General features: G+C 61.1%; 18 protein-coding genes. 12 read left to right on the top strand and 6 right to left on the bottom strand.

Annotation, left to right across the window (positions count from 1 at the left end; translation table 11 throughout):
* Positions 1 to 63 precede the first annotated feature (63 nt).
* Both yihA and AAIL67_RS03965 read left to right on the top strand, forming a co-directional pair.
* On the top strand, positions 64 to 834 hold the full coding sequence (yihA, locus tag AAIL67_RS03970) for a ribosome biogenesis GTP-binding protein YihA/YsxC (RefSeq protein ID WP_034361323.1): 771 nt from the start codon (positions 64 to 66) through the stop codon (positions 832 to 834).
* Positions 835 to 878: 44 nt separating this feature from the next.
* Entirely contained in the window at positions 879 to 1,796 is a 918-nt protein-coding gene (locus AAIL67_RS03965; RefSeq protein WP_343483443.1) for an alpha/beta fold hydrolase, read from the top strand.
* 50 nt (positions 1,797 to 1,846) lie between these two features.
* On the opposite strand, the gene AAIL67_RS03960 is transcribed toward AAIL67_RS03965, so the two are convergent.
* Positions 1,847 to 2,728, bottom strand: a complete 882-nt coding sequence (locus tag AAIL67_RS03960) for a lipid A biosynthesis acyltransferase (protein ID WP_224649770.1) — start codon at positions 2,726 to 2,728, stop codon at positions 1,847 to 1,849.
* On the bottom strand, positions 2,725 to 3,576 hold the full coding sequence (locus tag AAIL67_RS03955) for a lysophospholipid acyltransferase family protein (protein ID WP_034357391.1): 852 nt from the start codon (positions 3,574 to 3,576) through the stop codon (positions 2,725 to 2,727). Before AAIL67_RS03955 ends, AAIL67_RS03960 begins: the two co-directional genes overlap by 4 nt.
* A gap of 126 nt (positions 3,577 to 3,702) precedes the next feature.
* On the opposite strand from AAIL67_RS03955, the gene metK reads away from it, so the two are divergent.
* Both metK and AAIL67_RS03945 read left to right on the top strand, forming a co-directional pair.
* On the top strand, positions 3,703 to 4,890 hold the full coding sequence (gene metK, locus AAIL67_RS03950; protein ID WP_034357390.1) for a methionine adenosyltransferase: 1,188 nt from the start codon (positions 3,703 to 3,705) through the stop codon (positions 4,888 to 4,890).
* A 189-nt stretch (positions 4,891 to 5,079) separates the two neighbouring features.
* Positions 5,080 to 5,253, top strand: coding sequence for a DUF1328 domain-containing protein (locus AAIL67_RS03945; RefSeq protein WP_003058756.1), 174 nt, complete (start codon positions 5,080 to 5,082; stop codon positions 5,251 to 5,253).
* 65 nt (positions 5,254 to 5,318) lie between these two features.
* Here the strand turns inward: AAIL67_RS03945 and AAIL67_RS03940 are convergent, their stop codons facing one another.
* Positions 5,319 to 6,002, bottom strand: coding sequence for an NUDIX domain-containing protein (locus AAIL67_RS03940; protein ID WP_034357388.1), 684 nt, complete (start codon positions 6,000 to 6,002; stop codon positions 5,319 to 5,321).
* Between the two features lie 122 nt (positions 6,003 to 6,124).
* Between AAIL67_RS03940 and AAIL67_RS03935 the strand changes: the two genes are divergently transcribed.
* The 6 genes from AAIL67_RS03935 (at position 6,125) to AAIL67_RS03910 (ending at position 12,432) form a co-directional block, all read left to right on the top strand.
* The gene (locus AAIL67_RS03935; RefSeq protein WP_343483442.1) at positions 6,125 to 6,973 is read left to right on the top strand and encodes a cysteine hydrolase; all 849 of its coding nucleotides are present in this window, start codon (positions 6,125 to 6,127) and stop codon (positions 6,971 to 6,973) included.
* 67 nt (positions 6,974 to 7,040) lie between these two features.
* A complete protein-coding gene (gene pncB / locus AAIL67_RS03930) occupies positions 7,041 to 8,246 on the top strand; it encodes a nicotinate phosphoribosyltransferase (RefSeq protein ID WP_034357386.1) in 1,206 nt (401 codons plus the stop codon).
* Between the two features lie 16 nt (positions 8,247 to 8,262).
* The gene (locus AAIL67_RS03925; RefSeq protein WP_343483441.1) at positions 8,263 to 9,966 is read left to right on the top strand and encodes an NAD+ synthase; all 1,704 of its coding nucleotides are present in this window, start codon (positions 8,263 to 8,265) and stop codon (positions 9,964 to 9,966) included.
* 217 nt (positions 9,967 to 10,183) lie between these two features.
* Positions 10,184 to 11,344, top strand: coding sequence for a bifunctional nicotinamide-nucleotide adenylyltransferase/Nudix hydroxylase (locus AAIL67_RS03920; protein ID WP_343483440.1), 1,161 nt, complete (start codon positions 10,184 to 10,186; stop codon positions 11,342 to 11,344).
* A 66-nt stretch (positions 11,345 to 11,410) separates the two neighbouring features.
* Positions 11,411 to 11,905, top strand: a complete 495-nt coding sequence (locus AAIL67_RS03915; protein ID WP_034357384.1) for a GNAT family N-acetyltransferase — start codon at positions 11,411 to 11,413, stop codon at positions 11,903 to 11,905.
* 188 nt (positions 11,906 to 12,093) lie between these two features.
* Positions 12,094 to 12,432, top strand: a complete 339-nt coding sequence (locus tag AAIL67_RS03910) for an H-NS histone family protein (protein WP_034381503.1) — start codon at positions 12,094 to 12,096, stop codon at positions 12,430 to 12,432.
* Positions 12,433 to 12,445: 13 nt separating this feature from the next.
* Here AAIL67_RS03910 and AAIL67_RS03905 read toward each other — a convergent pair whose 3' ends face one another.
* Positions 12,446 to 15,088, bottom strand: a complete 2,643-nt coding sequence (locus AAIL67_RS03905; RefSeq protein WP_231905812.1) for a chemotaxis protein CheW — start codon at positions 15,086 to 15,088, stop codon at positions 12,446 to 12,448.
* Between the two features lie 246 nt (positions 15,089 to 15,334).
* Between AAIL67_RS03905 and groES the strand changes: the two genes are divergently transcribed.
* Both groES and groL read left to right on the top strand, forming a co-directional pair.
* Entirely contained in the window at positions 15,335 to 15,625 is a 291-nt protein-coding gene (gene groES / locus AAIL67_RS03900; protein ID WP_003058782.1) for a co-chaperone GroES, read from the top strand.
* Between the two features lie 93 nt (positions 15,626 to 15,718).
* A complete protein-coding gene (gene groL, locus AAIL67_RS03895; protein WP_003061955.1) occupies positions 15,719 to 17,362 on the top strand; it encodes a chaperonin GroEL in 1,644 nt (547 codons plus the stop codon).
* A gap of 158 nt (positions 17,363 to 17,520) precedes the next feature.
* Here the strand turns inward: groL and AAIL67_RS03890 are convergent, their stop codons facing one another.
* Together AAIL67_RS03890 and AAIL67_RS03885 are read right to left on the bottom strand one after the other, a co-directional pair.
* A complete protein-coding gene (locus AAIL67_RS03890) occupies positions 17,521 to 18,690 on the bottom strand; it encodes a porin (protein ID WP_034357378.1) in 1,170 nt (389 codons plus the stop codon).
* A gap of 229 nt (positions 18,691 to 18,919) precedes the next feature.
* Positions 18,920 to 19,978 carry a porin gene (locus AAIL67_RS03885; RefSeq protein WP_034357376.1) on the bottom strand — a complete coding sequence of 353 codons (1,059 nt, stop codon included), beginning with the start codon at positions 19,976 to 19,978 and terminating at the stop codon, positions 18,920 to 18,922.
* Between the last annotated feature and the right edge of the window lie 99 nt (positions 19,979 to 20,077).

Here is a 20,077-nt window from a genome sequence, read left to right as displayed (position 1 = left end):
TCTATTGTTGAGAGCGCGAATCCGTCAAATTCTACAATGGGCCTCCCTGAAATAGTTACCGTCATGACCCATGCTTCCCCGGATACCACTGCCGGAAAAACACTTTCTTTGATCGACAGCAAGCTTGCGATGGGCTGGATGCACACCGCGCGCTTTTTCACGACCGCGGCCCAGCTCAACCAGCTGCCCAAGGTCGACGTTCCCGAGATTGCCTTCGTTGGCCGCTCCAACGCCGGCAAGTCCACCGCCATCAATACGCTGACCCAGCAAAAGCAGCTGGCTTTCGCTTCCAAGAAGCCCGGCCGTACCCAGCACATCAACCTGTTTGCGCTGGGCAAGCAGGGCGTGACCGACGCCGTGCTGGCCGACCTGCCCGGCTATGGCTACGCTGCCGTCTCCCGCACCGACAAGGAGCGCTGGCAGCGCGTCATGCTCAACTATCTGATGAGCCGCGAAAGCCTCTCCGCCGTGGTGCTGCTGTGCGACCCGCGCCTGGGCCTGACCGAACTCGACGAAGCCCTGCTGGATGCCATCCGCCCACGCGTGGAGCAAGGCCTGAAGTTCCTCATCGTGCTGACCAAGGCCGACAAGCTGACCCGCGCCGAGCAGGCCAAGATCCTGTCCATCACCAAGCTCAATGCGGGCGGTGGCGAGGTGCGTCTGTTCTCTGCCCTCAAAAAGCAGGGCGTGGACGATGTGGCCCAGTTGCTGTGGCACTGGTGCCACCCCGAGGGGTTGCCCCAGGCGGGGACGCCCCAGGCGGGAATGCCCCAGGCTGCGCCCGTCACCCAAGCGACGCCCGCAGACGAGACACCTGCGCAAAATCAGCCATAGGCGCTTATCTTGCAAGCGCCAGAAGCTACAAAAAGGAGAGCTTCATGGTCACGACTTGCACGCATACCCTGTCCACAGGGGTTGAACTGGAATGCCGCACCAGCGGCGAGCCGGGTCAGCCCCTGTTGCTGTTTCTGCACGGTTTCCCCGAAGGCGCTTTCATCTGGGATGGGCTGCTTGAGCAATTCGGCAGCCGCTACCGCTGCGTGGCGCCCAATCTGCGCGGCTATGGTCGCTCCAGCCAGCCCACGGCCATCAGTGACTACCGCGCCAAATACCTGGTGGAGGATCTGGCCGCCCTGATTGCGCTGGAGAGTCGTGACAAGCGCGCTGCCTGCGTGATTGCCCATGACTGGGGCGGTGCCGTGGCCTGGGGTCTGGCCAACCGCTACCCCCAGCAGCTTGAGCGGCTGCTCATACTCAACTCCCCGCATCCCGGCAGCTTCTTGCGCGAACTTCAGTCCAACCCTGTGCAGCAGTCCGCCAGCCAGTACATGCATTTTCTGCGCCGGCCCGACGCCCCCGAGCTGCTGGCCGAAAACGGCTGGCAGCGCATGCTGGGATTCTTTCAGAACCCCGACGGCAGCATGCCCGCATGGCTGACGCCCGAGCGTCAGCAGCAATACCGCGAGCATTGGGATCTGGGCGTGCACGGCGCCTGCATGTTCTACGCTGCCAGCCCGCTGGTGCCCCCCCGACCCGGCGGCAGCGCCGAGGAGCTGCAGGACATTCGCGAGCTCAGCCTGCCCGATGAAATGCTGCACATCCCTGTGCCGGTGCGCATTCTCTGGGGCGATAGCGACCTGGCACTGCAGCCCGCCTTGCTGCATGGGCTGGAGCAATGGGTGCCGCAGCTTGCGATAGAGCATCTGCAAGGCTGCAGCCACTGGGTGGTCCATGAAAGACCCGATGCCGTGCAGCGCGCTCTGGCGGAGTTTCTTCAGACGCCAGCTCGCTCCTGAAAAGGAAGCCTCTGGCGCCCATGCCATCAGGCATGGAAACGATTTGACGCCTATTTCCCGGAGTACAGCGATGGCTCGCCATCGGGGCGCGTCTTGAAGCGTTTATGCACCCAGTAATACTGCGGCACCATGGTCATGATGGCGGCCTGCAGCTCGCGGTTCATGCGGGCGGTGTCGGCCACATGGTCGTCAGTCGGGAAGTTCTCCCAGGCCGGCGTCAGCTCGGCCACATAGCCTTCAGGCGTCATGCGGTTGTAGAGCGCCACCACCTTGGCCTTGCCCAGACGCGCAAAGCGCGAAAGCGAGGGAATCGTGGCCGTGTTTTCCACCGCAAAAAAGGGCACGAACACCGAATCGTTCTTGCCATAGTCCATATCGGGCAGCAGATACAGCAGCCCGCCCTTGCGCAGGCACTGGATGATGGGCTTGACGCCATCGGCACGATTGAGCATCTTCACATTGCCGAAGCGCTGACGGCCATTCATGAACCAGGCATCCAGGTCCGGATCGGGATTGGTGGCAAAGATGGAGGTGAACTCGCGCTCGGTATTGAGCGGCAGGGCCAGGCCACCGGCATCCATGCTGTAGAAATGCGGTGCGAAGACGATGGTGGGCGTATCGCCCTCCAGTTCATGCGTGGCCCCGACCAGCTTGACACGGCTGCGCACCAGCTCCTCGGAGCCGAACCACAACCAGCTTCTGTCGAGAAAAGTCTGGCAAAAGACCTCAAAAGACTCTTTCGCCCAGGCTTTGCGCTGCGCCTCAGGCACATCGGGAAAGCACAGCTCGAAATTGCGCAGCGCGATGCGCCGGCGCTGGCCCGCCACCACAAACAGCACACGCCCCACAAACTTGCCCAGACCACGTAGCAGGGGTAGAGGCAGCTTGGCCAGCACATGCATGAAGCCGATGGCGATCTTGCTGACGCTCATGCCTTCTCCCCCGAGAGTTGCTTGTCTTCACGCGGCTGCTTGTAGCGGCCATAGCCCCACAGGTATTGCTGCGGAGACTGGCGAATGGTGGTTTCCATGGCGTGATTGATCAGCGCCACGGTGGCTTCCAGCGATTGAGATTCGGGCACAGGCAATTCCTCTAGATACAGCGTGTAGCCCCGCCCCCAGGACTTGCGCTCGCACCGCGCCACGATGACCGTGGCCCCGGTTTGCAGCACCAGACGTGCCGCCAATGTCATCGTATACGCATCACGGCCGAAAAAAGGCGACCAGATGCCCAGACCGTTGGGCGGCACCTGATCAGGCAGCAGCCCCACAGCCGCCCCCTGGCGCAGCGCCTTGATCATCTGACGCACACCCGCGAGGGTGGTGGGAACGGCCTGAACGCCAGGACGATTGCGCGCGGTTTCCAGAATTTCGGCCAGCCAGCCCTGACGTGCGGGGCGGTAAAGCACGGTGATTGCGCCATGCCGATCCGACCAGCGCCGCGCCGCGGCCTGCACGGACATCTCGAAGCAACCCAGATGTGGCGTAAGAAACACAATGCCCTTGCCACGCGCATAGGCCTGCTCGGCCACGGCTCCATTGACGATATCGCAATCCGGCAACTGGCCCAGCCAGATACGCGGCATCTCGAACACCATGCGACCCGCATGTCCCACCGCAGCCCTGACCTGGGCAAATGCATAGCCAGCCTGGGCGGCGTTGGCCGCAAATCGGCGCCGATAGGTGGGAGATAGCGCCCAGGTCACCCACCCCATGGCAGCGCCAAGGCCATGCAATAGCCATAAAGGCAGTGCAGCAAACAGTCGAAACAGGGAAGGCATTAGAATAACGGGGTCGCTGAGTTAAAGAGCAACTTGCAGGGCGACGTAAAAACAAAACTGCTAAAGCGTTCGCCAGACTTCGAAGCTCGGGCAACGCAATTGCCCAAGCTACAAGGAGTTATATCAATGGCGAACAGCGATTTTCTGTTTACCTCGGAATCGGTTTCTGAAGGCCACCCCGACAAGGTTGCCGACCAGATCTCTGACGCGATTCTGGACGCTATTTTCACCCAAGACCCGCACAGCCGCGTGGCTGCCGAGACACTGACCAACACCGGTCTGGTGGTATTGGCCGGTGAGATCACCACCGGTGCGAATGTGGACTACATCCAGGTCGCACGCGACACCATCAAGCGCATCGGCTACGACAACACCGAATACGGCATCGACTACAAGGGTTGCTCGGTACTCGTCGCCTACGACAAGCAAAGCCAGGACATCGCCCAGGGCGTGGACAAGGCCAGCGATGACGAGCTGAATACCGGCGCTGGCGACCAGGGCCTGATGTTCGGCTACGCCTGCGACGAAACACCCGAGCTGATGCCAGCGCCCATCTATTACGCGCACCGCCTGATGGAACGCCAGGCCCAGCTACGCAAGGATGGCCGTCTGCCTTTCCTGCGCCCCGACGCCAAGAGCCAGGTGACCCTGCGCTATGTGGATGGCAAGCCCCACAGCATCGACACCGTGGTGCTGTCCACCCAGCACAGCCCCGATCAGTCGGAAACGGCAACCAAGATGAAGGCATCTTTCACCGAAGCCATCATTGAGGAAATCATCAAGCCCGTGCTGCCTTCGGCCTGGCTGCAAGAGACCAAGTACCTGATCAACCCCACGGGCCGCTTCGTCGTGGGCGGCCCTCAGGGTGACTGCGGCCTGACCGGCCGCAAGATCATCGTGGACACCTACGGCGGTGCCTGCCCCCATGGCGGCGGTGCCTTCTCCGGCAAGGATCCAACCAAGGTGGACCGCTCGGCCGCCTACGCCGCCCGCTATGTGGCCAAGAACGTGGTGGCCGCCGGTCTGGCGCGCCAGTGCCAGGTCCAGGTCGCTTACGCCATCGGCGTGGCCCGCCCCATGAACATCACCGTGTACACCGAAGGCACGGGCGTGATTCCCGATGCTGAAATCGCCAAGCTGGTGGCTGCGCATTTCGACCTGCGCCCCAAGGGCATCATCCAGATGCTGGATCTGCTGCGCCCCATCTACAGCAAGACTGCAGCTTACGGTCACTTCGGCCGCGAAGAGCCCGAGTTCACCTGGGAACGCACCGACAAGGCAGCCCTGCTGCGCGCCGCCGCAGGTCTGAAGTGATTCGGACACCCACTGGGCCTGAGAATCCAAGGGCTTGAGCCTTCAAGCCTCATCAAGAAGCCATCGCGAACCATTGCGGTGGCTTTTTTGTTGTCGGATCAAACCGACAAGGATTTCCCCCGAATGAGCACCGCAAGCCTGCGCCCGGCGACTTAGGCTTGAAACATCGCTTCAGACAAAGGAGTTCCGATGCTCAAGTGGGCCATTATTTTTGCCATCATCTCCCTGGTGGCCGGTGTTTTCGGCTTTACCGGCGTAGCCGCGGGCGCTGCCGGCATAGCCAAGATCCTGTTCTTTATTTTCATTGCCGTTGCCGTGATCTTCGTGGTTCTGGCCCTACTGGGCATTGGAGCAGTCAGCTAACCGCCCTCCGCTGCACACCCGCCCAAATGCCTGCCTTGTGCAGGCATTTTTCATGCAGACCGGCCTCAAAGCCCTCGGGCAGTCAGCGCCAGCGTCTGGCTGAAGCCGGGCTTGGCCCGGTAAAGCTGGGCGGGCCGGTGCGCCCCGCCACCCAGCATGGCCCCAGGCACAACCTCCAGCCAGTCCATCTCGTCCATCTTGCGCCTGAAGCTGACCTTGTTCAGCGGCTCGCCCAGAATGTTTTCATAGACCTGCTGCAGTTGCGGCAGCGTGAAGGTTTCGCCGCACAGATGCACGGGCAAGGAGGAATACAGGCTTTTGCTGCGCACGCGCTCCAGGGCGGCGTCCAGGATGGCACGGTGATCGAACGGCAGTTGCGGCAGAGCCGAGAGCGGCACCACGCTGATATCGGAGCGATCGGGGGGCAGGTTCTGCACGGGCAGCAGAGCGCAATAGGCGATTGCCACCGACCAGCCGCGCGGATCACGCGCCGGGCCGCTGAAAGTGGCCAGCTGCTCCAGATACGCACCTTCTATGCCCACCTTGGTTCTGAGCACGCGCGCCGCACTGGCCTTGGCGTCCGCATCCTCATCGGTATGAATAAAGCCGCCGGGCAAGGCCCACACCCCGGCAAAAGGCGCAGCCTGACGACGCAGCAGCACGGCATGCAGCTGCTGCTCCACCAGAGTCAGCAGCACCACATCCACACTCACCTGCACCGCTTCCCTGCGCTCATCGCTTTGATTCATTTTTTTACCAACTTCGTTTTTCTTGTCTGATTATTTCATATCAATCCAAAAATACTTAGTTGCAAAAATATTTTAAGTGTTTTAGACTGCAGACATTGCATCTCGCATGAAAGCTGAACACCATGAGTCATCCACAAACCCAGCTGCTCATCATTGACCCGCAAAACGACTTCTGCGATCTGCCTGCAGACTGGTGCCCCCGCTCACCAGACACTCATCAGCTGATAGCACCCAGCCTTCCGGTGACGGGCGCTCATGCCGATATGCAGCGCCTGAGCAGCTGGATGGCAGCCCAGGGAGACAAGCTGGGCCAGATCACCATCACTCTGGACTCGCATCAGGCTTATGACATTGCCCACCCCGCCTTCTGGCAGCAGCGCGATGGCCATGCCGTCCTGCCATTCACCTCGATCACGGCAGCGCAGGTCCGTGCTGGCGACTATGCACCGCGCAACGCTGCCGAACGCGAATGCACTCTGCAATACCTGGATCAGTTGGAGGCCCAAGGCAGCTACACCCTGATGGTCTGGCCGCTGCACTGCGAGATCGGGAGCTGGGGCCATGGCATGCATGCCAGCGTGCTCGCGGCCTGCCGCCAGTGGCAGCAGTTGCAGCACCGAGCCACCCGCCATGTCTTCAAGGGCATGAACCCCTGGACCGAGCATTACAGCGCCATTCGCGCCGAGGTGCCCGATCCGCAGGATGGCGAAACCGGACTCAACACTGCCCTGCTGGCCCAGTTGCGCCAGAGCAGCACCCTGGTGATCGCGGGCGAAGCCAGCAGCCACTGCGTAGGCGCCACCACCGAGCACATCGTGGAGCACTGGGAAAGCAGCGACTACTCGCGCATCGTGCTGCTGACGGACTGCATGAGCCCGGTCGCCGGATTCGAGGGCGCGCACCTCGACTTCCTGCAACGCATGCGCGCAACCGGTGTACGCTGCGAAACCAGCGCCAGCTTTGGCTTATGAGACAAATCAGCCTCTAGCGCCTATGGATAAAGCGCTAGCAGCTCATATTTTTGAAAAGAAGAACGGCATGAAGCCCATCATCACCAGCCTGCTGGACACCGACCTCTACAAATTCACGATGTGGCAGGCCATGCTGCACCGCCACCCCCAGACCGAGGCCGAGTACGAATTTGTCTGCCGCACGCCCACGGCCTTCCCGCTGGCCGAGCTGTTGCCCGAGGTGGAGCGCGAGCTGGACGCCCTGTGCAGCCTGCGTTTCGACAAGGGCGAGCTGGACTATCTGGCCGGCCTGCGCTTCATGAAGAGCGACTTCATCGACTTTCTGCGCATCTTCCAGTTCCAGCGTGCCTTCATCCGCGCCTGGGCCGAAGGCGACCGGCTCCATATCGTTGCCAAGGGCCCGCAAGTCCATGTAATGGGCTTCGAGATCTATGTGCTGGCCATCGTCAACGAGCTGTACTTCCGCCGCTTCGATGCCGATGCCGCCCTTGTCGAAGGCCGCAAGCGCCTGCAGGTCAAGCTGGCCCAGCTCAAGCATCTGGCTGTCGAGGCCAGGCTGCACAACCCCTTCGAGCTGTTCGACTTCGGCGTGCGCCGCCGCTTCTCGGGAGCCTGGCAACGCGAGGTGGTACAGGCTTTTGCCCAGGAGACCGCGCAGTGGTTCAAGGGCACGTCCAACGTGCTGCTGGCTCGCGACCTGAACCTGGTGCCCATTGGCACCATGGCCCATGAGTATCTGCAGACCTATCAGGCCCTGGGCGTGCGCCTGCGCGACTTCCAGGTGGCCGCCCTCGAGGACTGGGTGCAGGAATACCGCGGCGACCTGGGTATCGCCCTGACCGATACCGTGGGCATGGACGCCTTTCTGGCCGACTTCGACATGTACTTTGCCAAGCTCTTCGACGGCCTGCGCCATGACTCCGGCGATCCCTTCGAGTGGGGCGAGAAGGCCATTGCCCACTATGAAAAGCTGCGCATTGCGCCGCAGAGCAAGCGCCTGGTGTTCTCGGACGGACTGGACCTGGACACGGCCCTGGCGCTCTACCACCGCTTTGCAGATCGCATCCAGTGCGGCTTCGGCATAGGCACGCGATTGACCAATGACATGGGACTGACCACGATCAATATCGTGATGAAGCTGACCCATGCCAATGGCCAGCCCGTAGCCAAGATTTCGGACTCGCCCGGCAAGACGCTGTGCAACGACGAGACCTATCTGGCCTATCTGCGCCAGGTCTTCAACATCCCTGAGCCTGCTGCCAAGGCCGCCTGATTCCCTGGAGAAAACCATGCTGAAAGTCACCCTCGCCCAGCTCAACTACATGGTGGGCGACATCAGCGGCAATATCCGCCGCATGAGAGAAGCCGCAACCAGGGCCGCGGCCGAACAGGCCGACCTGGTGGTGTTTTCCGAGCTGTCGCTGTGCGGCTACTACCCCGGCGACCTGCTGGACGAGCCCAGCTTTCTGCAAAGACTGGATGCAGGTCTGCAGGAATTGCTGCAGGCCACGTGCCAGTTCCCCGATCTTCACTGGGTCGTGGGCGCGCCGACTCGACACGATGGCCCCGGCAAACCGCTGCACAACAGCCTGCTGGTGCTCAAGAACGGACAAATCCGCCTGCAGTACGACAAGCAACTGCTGCCCACCTACAACATCTTTGACGAGCGCCGCCACTTCGAGCCCGGAGCCGACACGGCCAAGGTGCTGCGCGTGGGCAACTGCCAGGTGGGCTTTCTGGTCTGCGAGGACGGCTGGAACGACCAGGGCGCCGACTACGCCACCAACCCGTTCGTGCGCATGGGCGATGCGGCCCCCGACCTGGTCATCAGCATCAACGCCAGCCCCAGCCACCTGGGCAAGCGCGAGCAGCGTCACGAGATCTTCACCCAGGCGGCGGCACGCCACAAGCTGGCCATCCTCTACATCAACCAGATCGGCGGCCAGGACCAGATCGTGTTCGACGGCGCATCGTTTGCCGTCGAGCCCGAGGCAGGACTGGTTTTTGAAGCCAGGCGCTTCGAGGAAGATGTCTGCACGCTGGAGCTGAATGCGCAGGGCCGGTTTCAGGCCTGCGACGGCACTGCCTTGCCTACCGTGCCGACGCAAGGCCTGGCCACCATGGAGTTCTACCGTCAGCAGATCGTGCTGGGCCTGCGCGACTATGCGCGCCGCTGCGGCTTCAAGCAGGTGGTGGTGGGTAGCTCGGGCGGCATCGATTCGGCCTTGACGCTGGCCCTGGCCGTCGATGCCCTGGGAGCGGACAACGTGGTCGGCATCACCATGCCGTCGAGCTACTCCTCTGCGGGCTCGGTCGACGACTCCGTGCTGCTGTGCCGCAATCTGGGCATCAGACTCTACGAGCATCCAATCAAGGAGCTGGTCACCACCTATGCACGCCAGTTCGAGGCCAGCTTTGGCGAGCCGCTCAAGGGCCTGGCGCTGGAGAATCTGCAGGCCCGCGCACGCGGCACCACGCTGATGGAGTTTTCCAATGCCTTCGGCCATCTGCTGCTGACCACGGGCAACAAGTCCGAAGTCTCGGTGGGCTACTGCACCCTGTATGGCGACACCAACGGCGGTCTGGGCCTGCTCGGAGATCTGTACAAGACCGAGGTCTTCGAGCTGTCACGCCATATCAATACGCATGCGGGCCGCGAGCTGATCCCGCAGACCATCATCGACAAGCCGCCCTCGGCCGAGCTGGCTCCCGGCCAGAAGGACGAGGACAGCCTGCCGCCCTATGCCGTGCTCGACGAGATTCTCAAATGGCATATCGAGGGCCAGCATCTTTCCAGCAAGGAATATGCGCATGCCGCAGCCTTTGTGGCCAGGCTGCGCACCCAGGCCGGCGGGCCCGAGACCATTGCCCGTGTGCAGAAGCTGGTGTTCCGCAGCGAATACAAGCGCCGCCAGGCTCCGCCCATGCTCAGAGTACGTCCACGGGCCTTTGGCACGGGCCGGCAGATGCCGATTGCGGCACACTACGAGTAGCAATGCCCGGCACCTGCTTGAGACTAGCTGGCAAAGCCTTGCTGCACCTCGGGTGCGGCCGAGCGCCTGGCAGCCTGTCTCGAATGCCGACTTTGGCCGTACCGGGCCTGGTTAAACATTAAAAAGTGAGCTAATTTCGCTTACCCAGTAAACGTTTAGCGCGTTTTTATCCATATTTGCCCTTGTGGGCGCCGATTTCTGTACGGGTTTCGCTCTCATGCCTCAAGCCAGTCCCAACACCTCCAGCAAGCGTGTCATCGCCGCCGCACCCGAGACCCTGCCCACCTCCGTGCCCTTGCATACCGCCGTGCTGATCGGCCGCTTCCAGCCTCTGCACAACGGCCATATGGCCTTGCTGCATGCCGCACTGGAGCGGGCTCGCCAGGTCGTGGTGATACTGGGCAGCGCCTGGCAGGCACCCAATCCCAAAAATCCGTTCAGCTGGCAGGAGCGCGCGCAGATGTTGCGCAATGCGTTATCGAAAGAGGATGCCGAGCGCGTGCGCTGCGTGCCCGTGCGCGACTATTACAACGAGCCGCTGTGGGTGCATGCCGTACGCGAAGCCGTGCAGGCCCATGTGCCCGAGGGCGCGAGCGTGGCCCTGGTCGGTCATTTCAAGGACTCCAGCAGCAGCTATCTGGCCCGCTTTCCGGGCTGGGAGCTGATCAGCCTGCCGCGCCTGGGCCAGTTCGACGCCACTCCGCTGCGCGAAATCTTCTTCGGTGAAGGCGGCGCCTCGCCCGAAACCATGGATGCCGCCCTGGCCAGGCTTTCCTCCCAGATGCCCGAGAGCACGCTGGACTTTCTGCGCCGCTGGGCCCAGACACCGCTGTATCTGCGCCTGCAAAAGGAATGGCATATGCTGCAGGACTACAAGCGGGCCTGGGCCAAGGCGCCTTATGCGCCGGTGTTCGTCACCGTGGATGCGCTGCTGCGCTGCCGTGCCAAGGGCCAGGACCAGGTGTTGCTGATCCAGCGCGGCCATGCGCCGGGCCAGGGCCTCTGGGCGCTGCCCGGCGGCTTTCTCGAGCAGCGCGACAGCCTCTGGCAATCCTGCATGCGCGAGCTGCGTGAAGAAACCTGCTCCTCCATCAGCGAGGCGGATTTGCTGGCAGCCCTGCAGGCCGTGCAGGTCTTCGATCACCCGGACCGCAGCCTGCGCGGGCGTACCATTACCCATGTGCACTATCTGGATCTGGGAGTGCAGCCCAGCCTGCCTCCGGTACAGGGTGCGGACGACGCCGCCCTGGCCCGCTGGGTGCCGATTGCCGATCTGCCCCGCATGGAGGCCGAGTTCTTCGAGGACCATTTCCAGATCCTGTGCCAGTTCCTGCCCGTGACTCTGGCTCAGAGCGAGCCCGAGCGCCAGGTCGCCTGATACAACAAAACCATAGCTGCGAGCGCTTTACCATCAAGCGCTTGAGCCACTTTTTCCTGATATTTAATGAGCCAGCTCCATATCCGCCCCGCCACCGAGCAAGACATCGACCTGATCCTGCACTTCGTACGCGAACTCGCCATCTATGAAAAGGCCGAGCACGAAGTCAAGGCCACGCCCGACCATGTGCGTCGCACGCTGTTCTGCGCCAACCCGGCTGTCTTCGGCCTGATCTGCGAGATTGACGGCCAGGCCGTGGGCTTTGCCGTGTATTTCTTCAACTATTCCACCTGGCAGGGCCAGCATGGCCTGTATCTGGAAGATCTGTACATCACGCCTGACGCCCGCGGCCACGGCGCCGGCAAGGCCCTGCTCCAGCATCTGGCCCGGATCGCCATGGAAAAGGACTGCGGCCGCTTTGAATGGAGTTGCCTGGACTGGAACACGCCCTCCATCAAGTTCTATGACAGCCTGGGCGCCCTGCCACAGACCGAGTGGATCCGCTATCGCATGACGGGCTCGGCCCTGCAGGCCATGGCCACGGGTGACAAACAGGCTTGAGCCCCAGGCAGGATCATCCAGAGTGATGTGTGCAGCCCTTCGAAGTGATGCGCGCCCCTTTGCAGATTGAGTGTACGCAACATCAACAATGCGGCGCGTTCGCGCTTGCGCCAAAATGAATGGTTTTGCAAAACAATAACAAAGGCGGCAATCAGTGCTGACCTTTCACACTATCTCTGGAATCCAGAATGCCAAGCTATCAAGAACTCATCGCTCAGAAAAATGCGCTGGACAAGCGCATCGAAGAAGCGCGCAGCACCGAAGCCAAGGAAGCCCTGGCCACCGTCAAGCAACTGATCGCCACCTTCGGCTTTACCTCTCAGCAGGTTTTCCCCTGGAAGCCTGAAGAAAAGAAAAAGGTCGAGGCCAGGTACTATGACCCCGAAAGTGGTGCGACCTGGACCGGCCGCGGCAAGCCCCCAAAGTGGATCGAAGGCAAGGATCGCGGCCAGTACGAGATCAAGACCACGCCCAACGTGGACTTCAGCGCGCCGCGCGACGAAAAAAACCCGTTCCCGGTTCAATAAGCAGCCCGGCCGTTCAGCCGCCAGCAGCCTGCTCCGCCGGCTGCGGTGCCTTGAGCATGCGCACCAGGGCCGCCACGTTCAGGCACTGGATGAGCAAATCGCCGTCATTGGCCCGGATCAAGCGGTCAACCAGCTGATCCGCCGCACCCGCCATTGCAGGGGCCAGTCGCAGCTGCCCGCTCTCGAATCGCGCCACCCCTTCGAGATCGCTGACCAGCACACCCAGCTTGAGCCCCCTGTGCTCCAGCACGATCACCTGGCTTTGCGCCGTCCTGGTCACGGGCTTGCCAAAAAGCAGCTCCCCCAGATCGAATACCCAGACATAGCCAGCCACAACCCCTTGGCTGCGCCGCGCCAGCGTGCCCACGCAATGCGGCAAGCGACCGGCTGAAACGGGGGCGATGGCCGAGGCACTCTGAGCCTCGAGCACGCAGGCAGCATCCACGGCGAGCACGCTGCACCCCACAAAAAAGGTCGCCATCTCCATGCCCACGGCACTGCCCTGGCTGGCCGCCGCCAAGCTTTGCACCCTGGTGTTGCGGCGAGAGACGGCCGCCAGCGCATCGTCCTGCACGGCACCAAACGCCTGCACGGACAAGGCCAGCACCTCTTCGCTATAGCCGTCGCTGCGCTTGAACTCCCGGTAACCGCTGCCCGCCGTGATAGCCACCACGCAATACTGGCCCTGATACACCATGGCGCGGGCCATGCTCTGTCCAGATGCCAGGGCCAGCATCTGCGGCGGCAGATCCAGCTGCATGCCCGGCTGCAGCTGCACATCCGAGGAAGACATGACCAGGCCCGAGCGGTTCAGATAGGCCACCCGCCTGCCGCCTGCCGCCTGAACACCGGTCACGCCCTCAAGCATGGCCTTGAATTCACGCTGTGCATGGAACACCAGGCCGATTCCGCCCAGCACCACGCCATCGGCATTGCGTATGGCCGCGTGATAGACATAGGTCGGGCCGTCCTCCTCGTGCTGAACACAAGGGCGCCATGGCGAGACGTGATAGGCCTGGGTCCCGCCCAGCGCCAGAACCTGGTGCAGGCTGTCCGTCTCTATATAGGTGCCCAGCAGCCCACGGATCTCGGCATCGGGGCGGCCTCGCTGACTGACGGCCACGACCCTGCCGCGAACGTCATAGACCATGATTTGCTGGTAGACCGTATACAGGTCGTGAATGGCGGTGAGCAGCGCACAGGCCTCGCTCACCTGATCCGGGGCCGTCTCGCCCAAGGCCAGGTCCTCGAGCAATTCGGACAGCTGCGGCGTCAAGGCCCACCAGCGGCAGTCGTTGGCACGCTCATAGAGATTGCGATCGAGCAGATCCACCAGCAGACTGGTCAACAGGCTGTTGTCTCTCAGTGCGGTGTTGAGCACCGTGCCGTAGAGCGCATCGATGGACTGGGAGAAGACCTCGTTGGTCCGCGCCCCCGTCTCGCCAATCTGCTCCAGCACGGCCTGCAGCCGCGTGTTGTCCATCTGCTTGCCTGCTGTCATGACGCGGCCGTTCCAGACCACACGTCGTATGGTGTCCGCTGCGCTGCGTATGGCATGCAGGGGTGGGCAGAAGCGATGTGCATGTGCCAGCAGGCCCTGGGCCACCGCGGCATCCAGCCCATCCAGACCTGCTTGCGATTGAAGACCGAAGGCCAGCTCCAGCGGCGTCATGATCTGCGCCCGCCAGCCCTGGGGGCCCATATAGCCTTGATAGCCTGCCGAGGCCGCCGATTGCACCAGATAGGTGCGTCCTCCATGTACATACAGCGAATCCGCACCATCACGGTGAGGCCGCACGTTCGCACCCACACCAATCCAGTGCGGATCGCTGCTGGCCAGCACCAGTCCCCGATCATCGAGCAACAGGGCGATGCTGGTCTGAGCTTCGGGCGCGCCGCTACCGTCTGTCCGGTCTCGGCCGCTCCAGATGCCTTGCATCTCGCCATCAAAGTCAAAACACAGGCACAGCACGCCAATAGGCTGGCGGTTGCCGGCGTGCAGCATGCGATGCGCATAGATCAACGCGCTGCCGTGCCCTGGCAGCAGGTCGGTGGCACCGAAACTCTGCACAAAGCCCGGGCTTTGCAGAGCGCGGGCAATCAATGTATCCCGGCATGGCTGATCTGCGGCCTGACTCCTCTCGCGCGCACTCGCTCGCACCCGGCCTTCGGCATCCAGCAGCAGAATGTCCGCGTAGACCGTGTACTTGCTTCGGTAGGCACGCAGACGCTGGGTGATGGCCGCCTCGTCGCCATCCGCTGCGGCCATGAACTGGCACAGCATGGCGTCGGTCGCCAGAAACCCCACGTCGGCCGTGCGCTCGTAGAGATTGCGCACCAGGGTATCGATCAGATGCTGTGCCTGACTGGCCAGCCCCGCCGTCACCCCCGTCACCGCCTGCATCACCATGGACTGCACCAGCTCCTGCTCCAGCCGCTCGAAGCCGCCACGCGTGGCGGCCATCATGGGCAACAAGGCCTGCGCTTCCTGAGGGCAATTCATCTTGGCTGAGGACTCTATGAGCCGCCACATCAGATTCAGCTCCCTGAGCGAACTCTCGCAGCGCCCGACCTGGCGCATATGAGGAATGAAGACGTCTGTCTGCAGCAGATCCTGGGCGCGCTGCGCCGGGGCAGTCATGGTTTCTAGAGGCATGTTCTGCCAGAGCAAAAGCCAGGCCTATTTGTAAAAACACGTTACACATGACTAAGAACAAACCCTGTTTCCTCGCAGATTTGTCCTGCGAACGGCTGGGGAGAGGTCTTGAAAGCGCGAGAAATTGCCTTATTATTAGCACTCAATGGGGTTGAGTGCTAACAGCTTGACCCTAGATATTCCGAATGTCGGCCAGGATGGCTGGCAAGTCTTGTTTCAACTTTGTTGATGTATTTAGGAGTTGGTATGAACCTGCGTCCCCTGCACGATCGCGTGATCGTCAAGCGCCTCGAAAACGAAACCAAGACAGCCTCGGGCATCGTGCTCCCTGATGCTGCCACCGAGAAGCCTGACCAGGGCGAAGTGCTGGCTGTGGGTCCCGGCAAGCGCAATGACAAGGGCGAGCTGATCGCTCTGAACGTGAAGGTCGGCGACCGCGTTCTGTTCGGCAAGTACTCTGGCCAGACCGTGAAGATCCACGGCGACGAGCTGCTGGTCATGAAGGAAGACGACCTGTTCGCAGTCGTCGAGAAGTAATCCTTCCCGAACACCTCCCCCTATTCATGGCTTTCGGCGACTGATTGACAAGCGCTGGCAGCCCAATTGAACCCCATTCTTTAGGAGCCAAAAATGGCAGCAAAAGACGTAGTTTTCGGCGGTGAAGCACGTGCACGCATGGTTGAAGGCGTGAACATTCTGGCTAACGCAGTCAAGGTTACCCTGGGCCCCAAGGGCCGCAACGTGGTGCTGGAGCGCTCCTTCGGCGCCCCCACCGTGACCAAGGACGGCGTGTCCGTGGCCAAGGAAATCGAACTCAAGGACAAGCTGCAGAACATGGGCGCCCAGCTCGTGAAGGAAGTGGCCTCCAAGACCAACGACATCGCTGGTGACGGCACGACCACCGCTACCGTGCTGGCCCAAGCCATCGTGCGCGAAGGCTCCAAGTACGTGGCCGCCGGCCTGAACCCCATGGACCTGAAGCGCGGCATCGACAAGGCTGTCGCCGCCCTGGTGGAAGAGCTGAAGAAGCAATCCAAGGCCACCACCACTTCCAAGGAAATCGCTCAAGTGGGCACGATCTCCGCCAACTCCGACTCCGACGTGGGCGAAATCATCGCTCAAGCCATGGACAAGGTCGGCAAGGAAGGCGTGATCACCGTTGAAGAAGGCAAGAGCCTGGCCAACGAACTGGATGTCGTCGAAGGCATGCAATTCGACCGCGGCTACCTGTCGCCCTACTTCATCAACAACCCCGAAAAGCAAGCCGCGATTCTGGACAACCCCTTCGTGCTGCTGTTCGACAAGAAGATCAGCAACATCCGCGACCTGCTGCCCACGCTGGAAGCTGTGGCCAAGGCCGGCCGTCCTCTGCTGATCATTGCCGAAGACGTCGAAGGCGAAGCCCTGGCGACTCTGGTGGTGAACACCATCCGCGGCATCCTGAAGGTTGTGGCTGTGAAGGCTCCCGGCTTCGGCGACCGTCGCAAGGCCATGCTGGAAGACATCGCCATCCTGACTGGCGGCAAGGTCATCGCTGAAGAAGTGGGCCTGTCGCTGGATAAGGTGACTCTGGAAGATCTGGGCCAGGCTGCTCGCGTCGAAATCGGCAAGGAAAACACCACCATCATCGACGGTGCTGGTGCTGCTGACGAAATCGAAGCCCGCGTGAAGCAAATCCGCATCCAGATCGAAGAAGCCACTTCCGACTACGACCGTGAAAAGCTGCAAGAGCGCGTGGCCAAGCTGGCCGGCGGTGTTGCCGTGATCAAGGTTGGCGCTGCCACCGAAGTCGAAATGAAGGAAAAGAAGGCCCGCGTGGAAGACGCCCTGCACGCTACCCGCGCTGCTGTGGAAGAAGGCATCGTGGCCGGCGGTGGCGTGGCCTTGCTGCGCGCCAAGCAAGCCGTTGGCGCCCTGGCTACCGGCAATGCCGAACAAGACGCCGGCATCAAGCTGGTTCTGAAGGCCATTGAAGCACCTCTGCGCGAAATCGTGGCCAACGCCGGTGGCGAGCCCTCGGTGGTCGTGAACGCCGTGCTGAACGGTTCCGGCAACTACGGCTTCAACGCTGCCAACGACACCTACGGCGACATGCTGGAAATGGGTATCCTGGATCCCACCAAGGTGACTCGCACTGCTCTGCAGAACGCCGCTTCCGTGGCTTCCCTGCTGCTGACCACCGAGTGCATGATCGCCGAAGCCCCCAAGGCTGACGCAGCTCCTGCCATGCCCGACATGGGCGGCATGGGCGGCATGGGCGGCATGGGCATGTAATTGCTCTGCTGCTGACCGGGTGGTTTGCTCCACCTGGTTTGCCCACAACAAAAAGGCCGCATTTGCGGCCTTTTTCTTTTGCACCGAGCTTCACGAGCTGCTCCGAGCATAAAAAAGCCAGCCGATACCGGGCTGGCTTTTGTATCCAGAGATTCGCCTTAGAAACGATGACGCAGACCGATGGTGATACCGGTACGCTTTTTCGCGCCATTGGCATCAAGCATCACGCCCGCACCGCCTTTGGTCTTGGTGTGATCCACCGCGAAATAGGCGTCCGTGCGCTTGGAGAAGGCATAGTCAGCCACGGCAACGATAAAGTCGGCCTTGCCATTGAAGGCGCCAGTCGCCGATCCCGATTGCTTGGCATGGTAGTAATGCAGACCTGCATTGAGCTGCGGCGTGACCTGGTAGCCAAAACCGACCTTGAACATCTCACGCTTGTTGGCAAAATTTCCGGGCGCATTACCTGCGATAAAGCCACCATTGGAAGAGCCTGTCCAATATGCATTGAGCAGGCCGGCGTCAAAAATGGCACCAGCCCCCGCAGCACCGAGACTATCCTTGACCTTGTTCTGGCCGTAACCAGCCATCAGATACAGAGGCCCGGTGCGATAGGAGCCGCCCAGTGTCCAGGCATCCACATCGGTGCCGGCCGGCAAGGTGGAGCGCTGGAAAGCACCGCCCACAGAAATGCCATTGGCAGAATAGCGCAGATATCCGCCTGCGGTTTTCAATGCCAGACCACCTGGCGTCATATCAATACTGCCGCCCTTCTTGGCAAAGGTATTTCCTTCGTCAAAAGAATACTGCAGCCCTGCACGAACCGGCCCGAACTCGGCAACGTACTTCAGCATATTGTTTGCACGCGCGCCCAGAGACATGCCGATTTCAGGCTTGTAGGCATCCATATAAGGCGAATATGGGAACGATGCATAGGTAGAGGTCACCAGATCAAACAGCACGTTGTATTGGCGCCCCATGGTCACCTGACCAAAACTGGTGCTGCGCAAGCCCACCCAGGACTGCGCAAAGTAAGGTTGAGCGGTGCTGGGCGTGCCCGAATCCGTCCAGAAACGATTTTCCAGATTGGCAATAGCCGACAAGCCTCCGCCCAGATCTTCCTTGATATTGATACCCCAGCGGCTCTCCGACATGCCGCCACCGATCATTTTGGTCAGACCACTTTTATTCGGACCCTCATTAGTCGTGTGACGAATCGCTGCATCCACAATGCCATACAGTTGCACGCTGCTTTGTGCATAAGCAATCGTCCCCAGCGAACCCAGCACAGCCAAAGCCAATGTTTTTTTCACAAATGAAGATGTCATTGTGTTGCCTCTCTCTTAATTCAATTCGCAAACAGTTGGTGGAAAATTCATTCTAGAAATGCTTTCCTCAACCGCGCGAGCATTGGCACAAGCGCAACACAGGCCTTTCCCTCTGGGGGCAAACCTCTCAGCAAACACCCTTTAAGGTTTAACCCCAGAAATAAAAAAGGCCTGTCTTTCGACAGGCCTTTTAGCTTTTAAGCAATTACTGGCTTATGCCAGCAATTGATTAGAAAGCGTGGCGGATACCAACTTGCACACCAGCTTGGTTCATGCCAGTGCCATTAGCCTTCATGCCAACGGTGTCGCTCACACCCTTGGCAGCCAGAGCCATGGAGGAACCGTCTTGGTTCTTCAGGTAAGCAACAGTACCGTACAGAGCAGTGCGCTTGGACAGGTTGTGCACATAGCCCAGCGACAGTTGGTGAGCCTTGGCAGGACCTTGTTGGTCGTAGTAAGCGTACTGAGCCTTCACTTCGCCCACGCCACCCACGGGAGCGGACACGCCCAGCAGGTAGTTACGGAACTTGGCGCTGGAACCAGCATCGGGCTTGTACTTGATCTGCTGTGCCAGACCTGTCACCTTGGCCACGCCGAAGTTGTAAGAAGCGCCGATGGACATTTCATCACGGTCGCCAGCAGAACCCTTCAGGTTGCCGTATGCAGCAGTCACGCTCAGGGGACCGTTGTCGTAGCCAACGTTACCACCAGCGTAGCGGCCAGACTTAGTACCAGCAACAGCCTTCTCGTCGAAAGCGTAGCTCACATTAGCTGTGAAGCCGCTGAAGTTAGGCAGAGAGTAGGACACCATGTTGTTAGCACGGATGGTGTTTGTGTCGCCAGAAGCGGCGAAACCACCAACGGTAGACCAACGGCTGTAGCCCATGTTTTGGCCGATACCGGTAGCGCCGAACAGGTCATACTTCAGACCAGCACGGAAAGTGGGGGTGGTTTCACGACCCAGGCGAACTTCACCGAAGTTGCCCGACAGACGCACGGTGGATTCGCGCTTGAAGTCGAAGCCCGAAGCATTGCCAGTGTCGCCGAAGATTTCGCCTTCCAGCCAGAAGCCAGCCTTCAGACCGCCACCCAGGTCTTCAGTGCCGCGCAGGCCCAGACGGCTGGTAGCGTTACCGCTTGTACCAACACCGTACTTTGCATCCTTGCCGTCAGCGTTGTCCACATAGGAAACGCCAGTGTCAACGATACCAAACAGGGTCACGGAAGATTGAGCCATTGCGGCGCCGGAAGCGGCCAGCACTGCCAGGGCGATCAGAGATTTTTTCATTACGAGTTACTCCAAGGTTTAGAAGGGCGCCGGTTCTATGGGAGAGAGACTTGAGCCTCGAGCTCCACCGGTTTCCCGCGCCAACCTCCTGGTGGGGAA

Source organism: Comamonas sp. A7-5 (genome assembly GCF_039581385.1).
Classification (GTDB): domain Bacteria; phylum Pseudomonadota; class Gammaproteobacteria; order Burkholderiales; family Burkholderiaceae_C; genus Comamonas; species Comamonas thiooxydans.
Note: the sequence above shows the minus strand (reverse complement) of the source record. Positions and strands in the feature narration are given on the sequence as shown.

Coding starts and splice junctions, on each gene's coding strand:
- yihA (WP_034361323.1), top strand. CDS start 64: ATGACCCATGCTTCCCCGGATACCACTGCCGGAAAAACACTTTCTTTG.
- AAIL67_RS03965 (WP_343483443.1), top strand. CDS start 879: ATGGTCACGACTTGCACGCATACCCTGTCCACAGGGGTTGAACTGGAA.
- AAIL67_RS03960 (WP_224649770.1), bottom strand. CDS start 2,728: ATGAGCGTCAGCAAGATCGCCATCGGCTTCATGCATGTGCTGGCCAAG.
- AAIL67_RS03955 (WP_034357391.1), bottom strand. CDS start 3,576: ATGCCTTCCCTGTTTCGACTGTTTGCTGCACTGCCTTTATGGCTATTG.
- metK (WP_034357390.1), top strand. CDS start 3,703: ATGGCGAACAGCGATTTTCTGTTTACCTCGGAATCGGTTTCTGAAGGC.
- AAIL67_RS03945 (WP_003058756.1), top strand. CDS start 5,080: ATGCTCAAGTGGGCCATTATTTTTGCCATCATCTCCCTGGTGGCCGGT.
- AAIL67_RS03940 (WP_034357388.1), bottom strand. CDS start 6,002: ATGAATCAAAGCGATGAGCGCAGGGAAGCGGTGCAGGTGAGTGTGGAT.
- AAIL67_RS03935 (WP_343483442.1), top strand. CDS start 6,125: ATGAGTCATCCACAAACCCAGCTGCTCATCATTGACCCGCAAAACGAC.
- pncB (WP_034357386.1), top strand. CDS start 7,041: ATGAAGCCCATCATCACCAGCCTGCTGGACACCGACCTCTACAAATTC.
- AAIL67_RS03925 (WP_343483441.1), top strand. CDS start 8,263: ATGCTGAAAGTCACCCTCGCCCAGCTCAACTACATGGTGGGCGACATC.
- AAIL67_RS03920 (WP_343483440.1), top strand. CDS start 10,184: ATGCCTCAAGCCAGTCCCAACACCTCCAGCAAGCGTGTCATCGCCGCC.
- AAIL67_RS03915 (WP_034357384.1), top strand. CDS start 11,411: ATGAGCCAGCTCCATATCCGCCCCGCCACCGAGCAAGACATCGACCTG.
- AAIL67_RS03910 (WP_034381503.1), top strand. CDS start 12,094: ATGCCAAGCTATCAAGAACTCATCGCTCAGAAAAATGCGCTGGACAAG.
- AAIL67_RS03905 (WP_231905812.1), bottom strand. CDS start 15,088: ATGCCTCTAGAAACCATGACTGCCCCGGCGCAGCGCGCCCAGGATCTG.
- groES (WP_003058782.1), top strand. CDS start 15,335: ATGAACCTGCGTCCCCTGCACGATCGCGTGATCGTCAAGCGCCTCGAA.
- groL (WP_003061955.1), top strand. CDS start 15,719: ATGGCAGCAAAAGACGTAGTTTTCGGCGGTGAAGCACGTGCACGCATG.
- AAIL67_RS03890 (WP_034357378.1), bottom strand. CDS start 18,690: ATGACATCTTCATTTGTGAAAAAAACATTGGCTTTGGCTGTGCTGGGT.
- AAIL67_RS03885 (WP_034357376.1), bottom strand. CDS start 19,978: ATGAAAAAATCTCTGATCGCCCTGGCAGTGCTGGCCGCTTCCGGCGCC.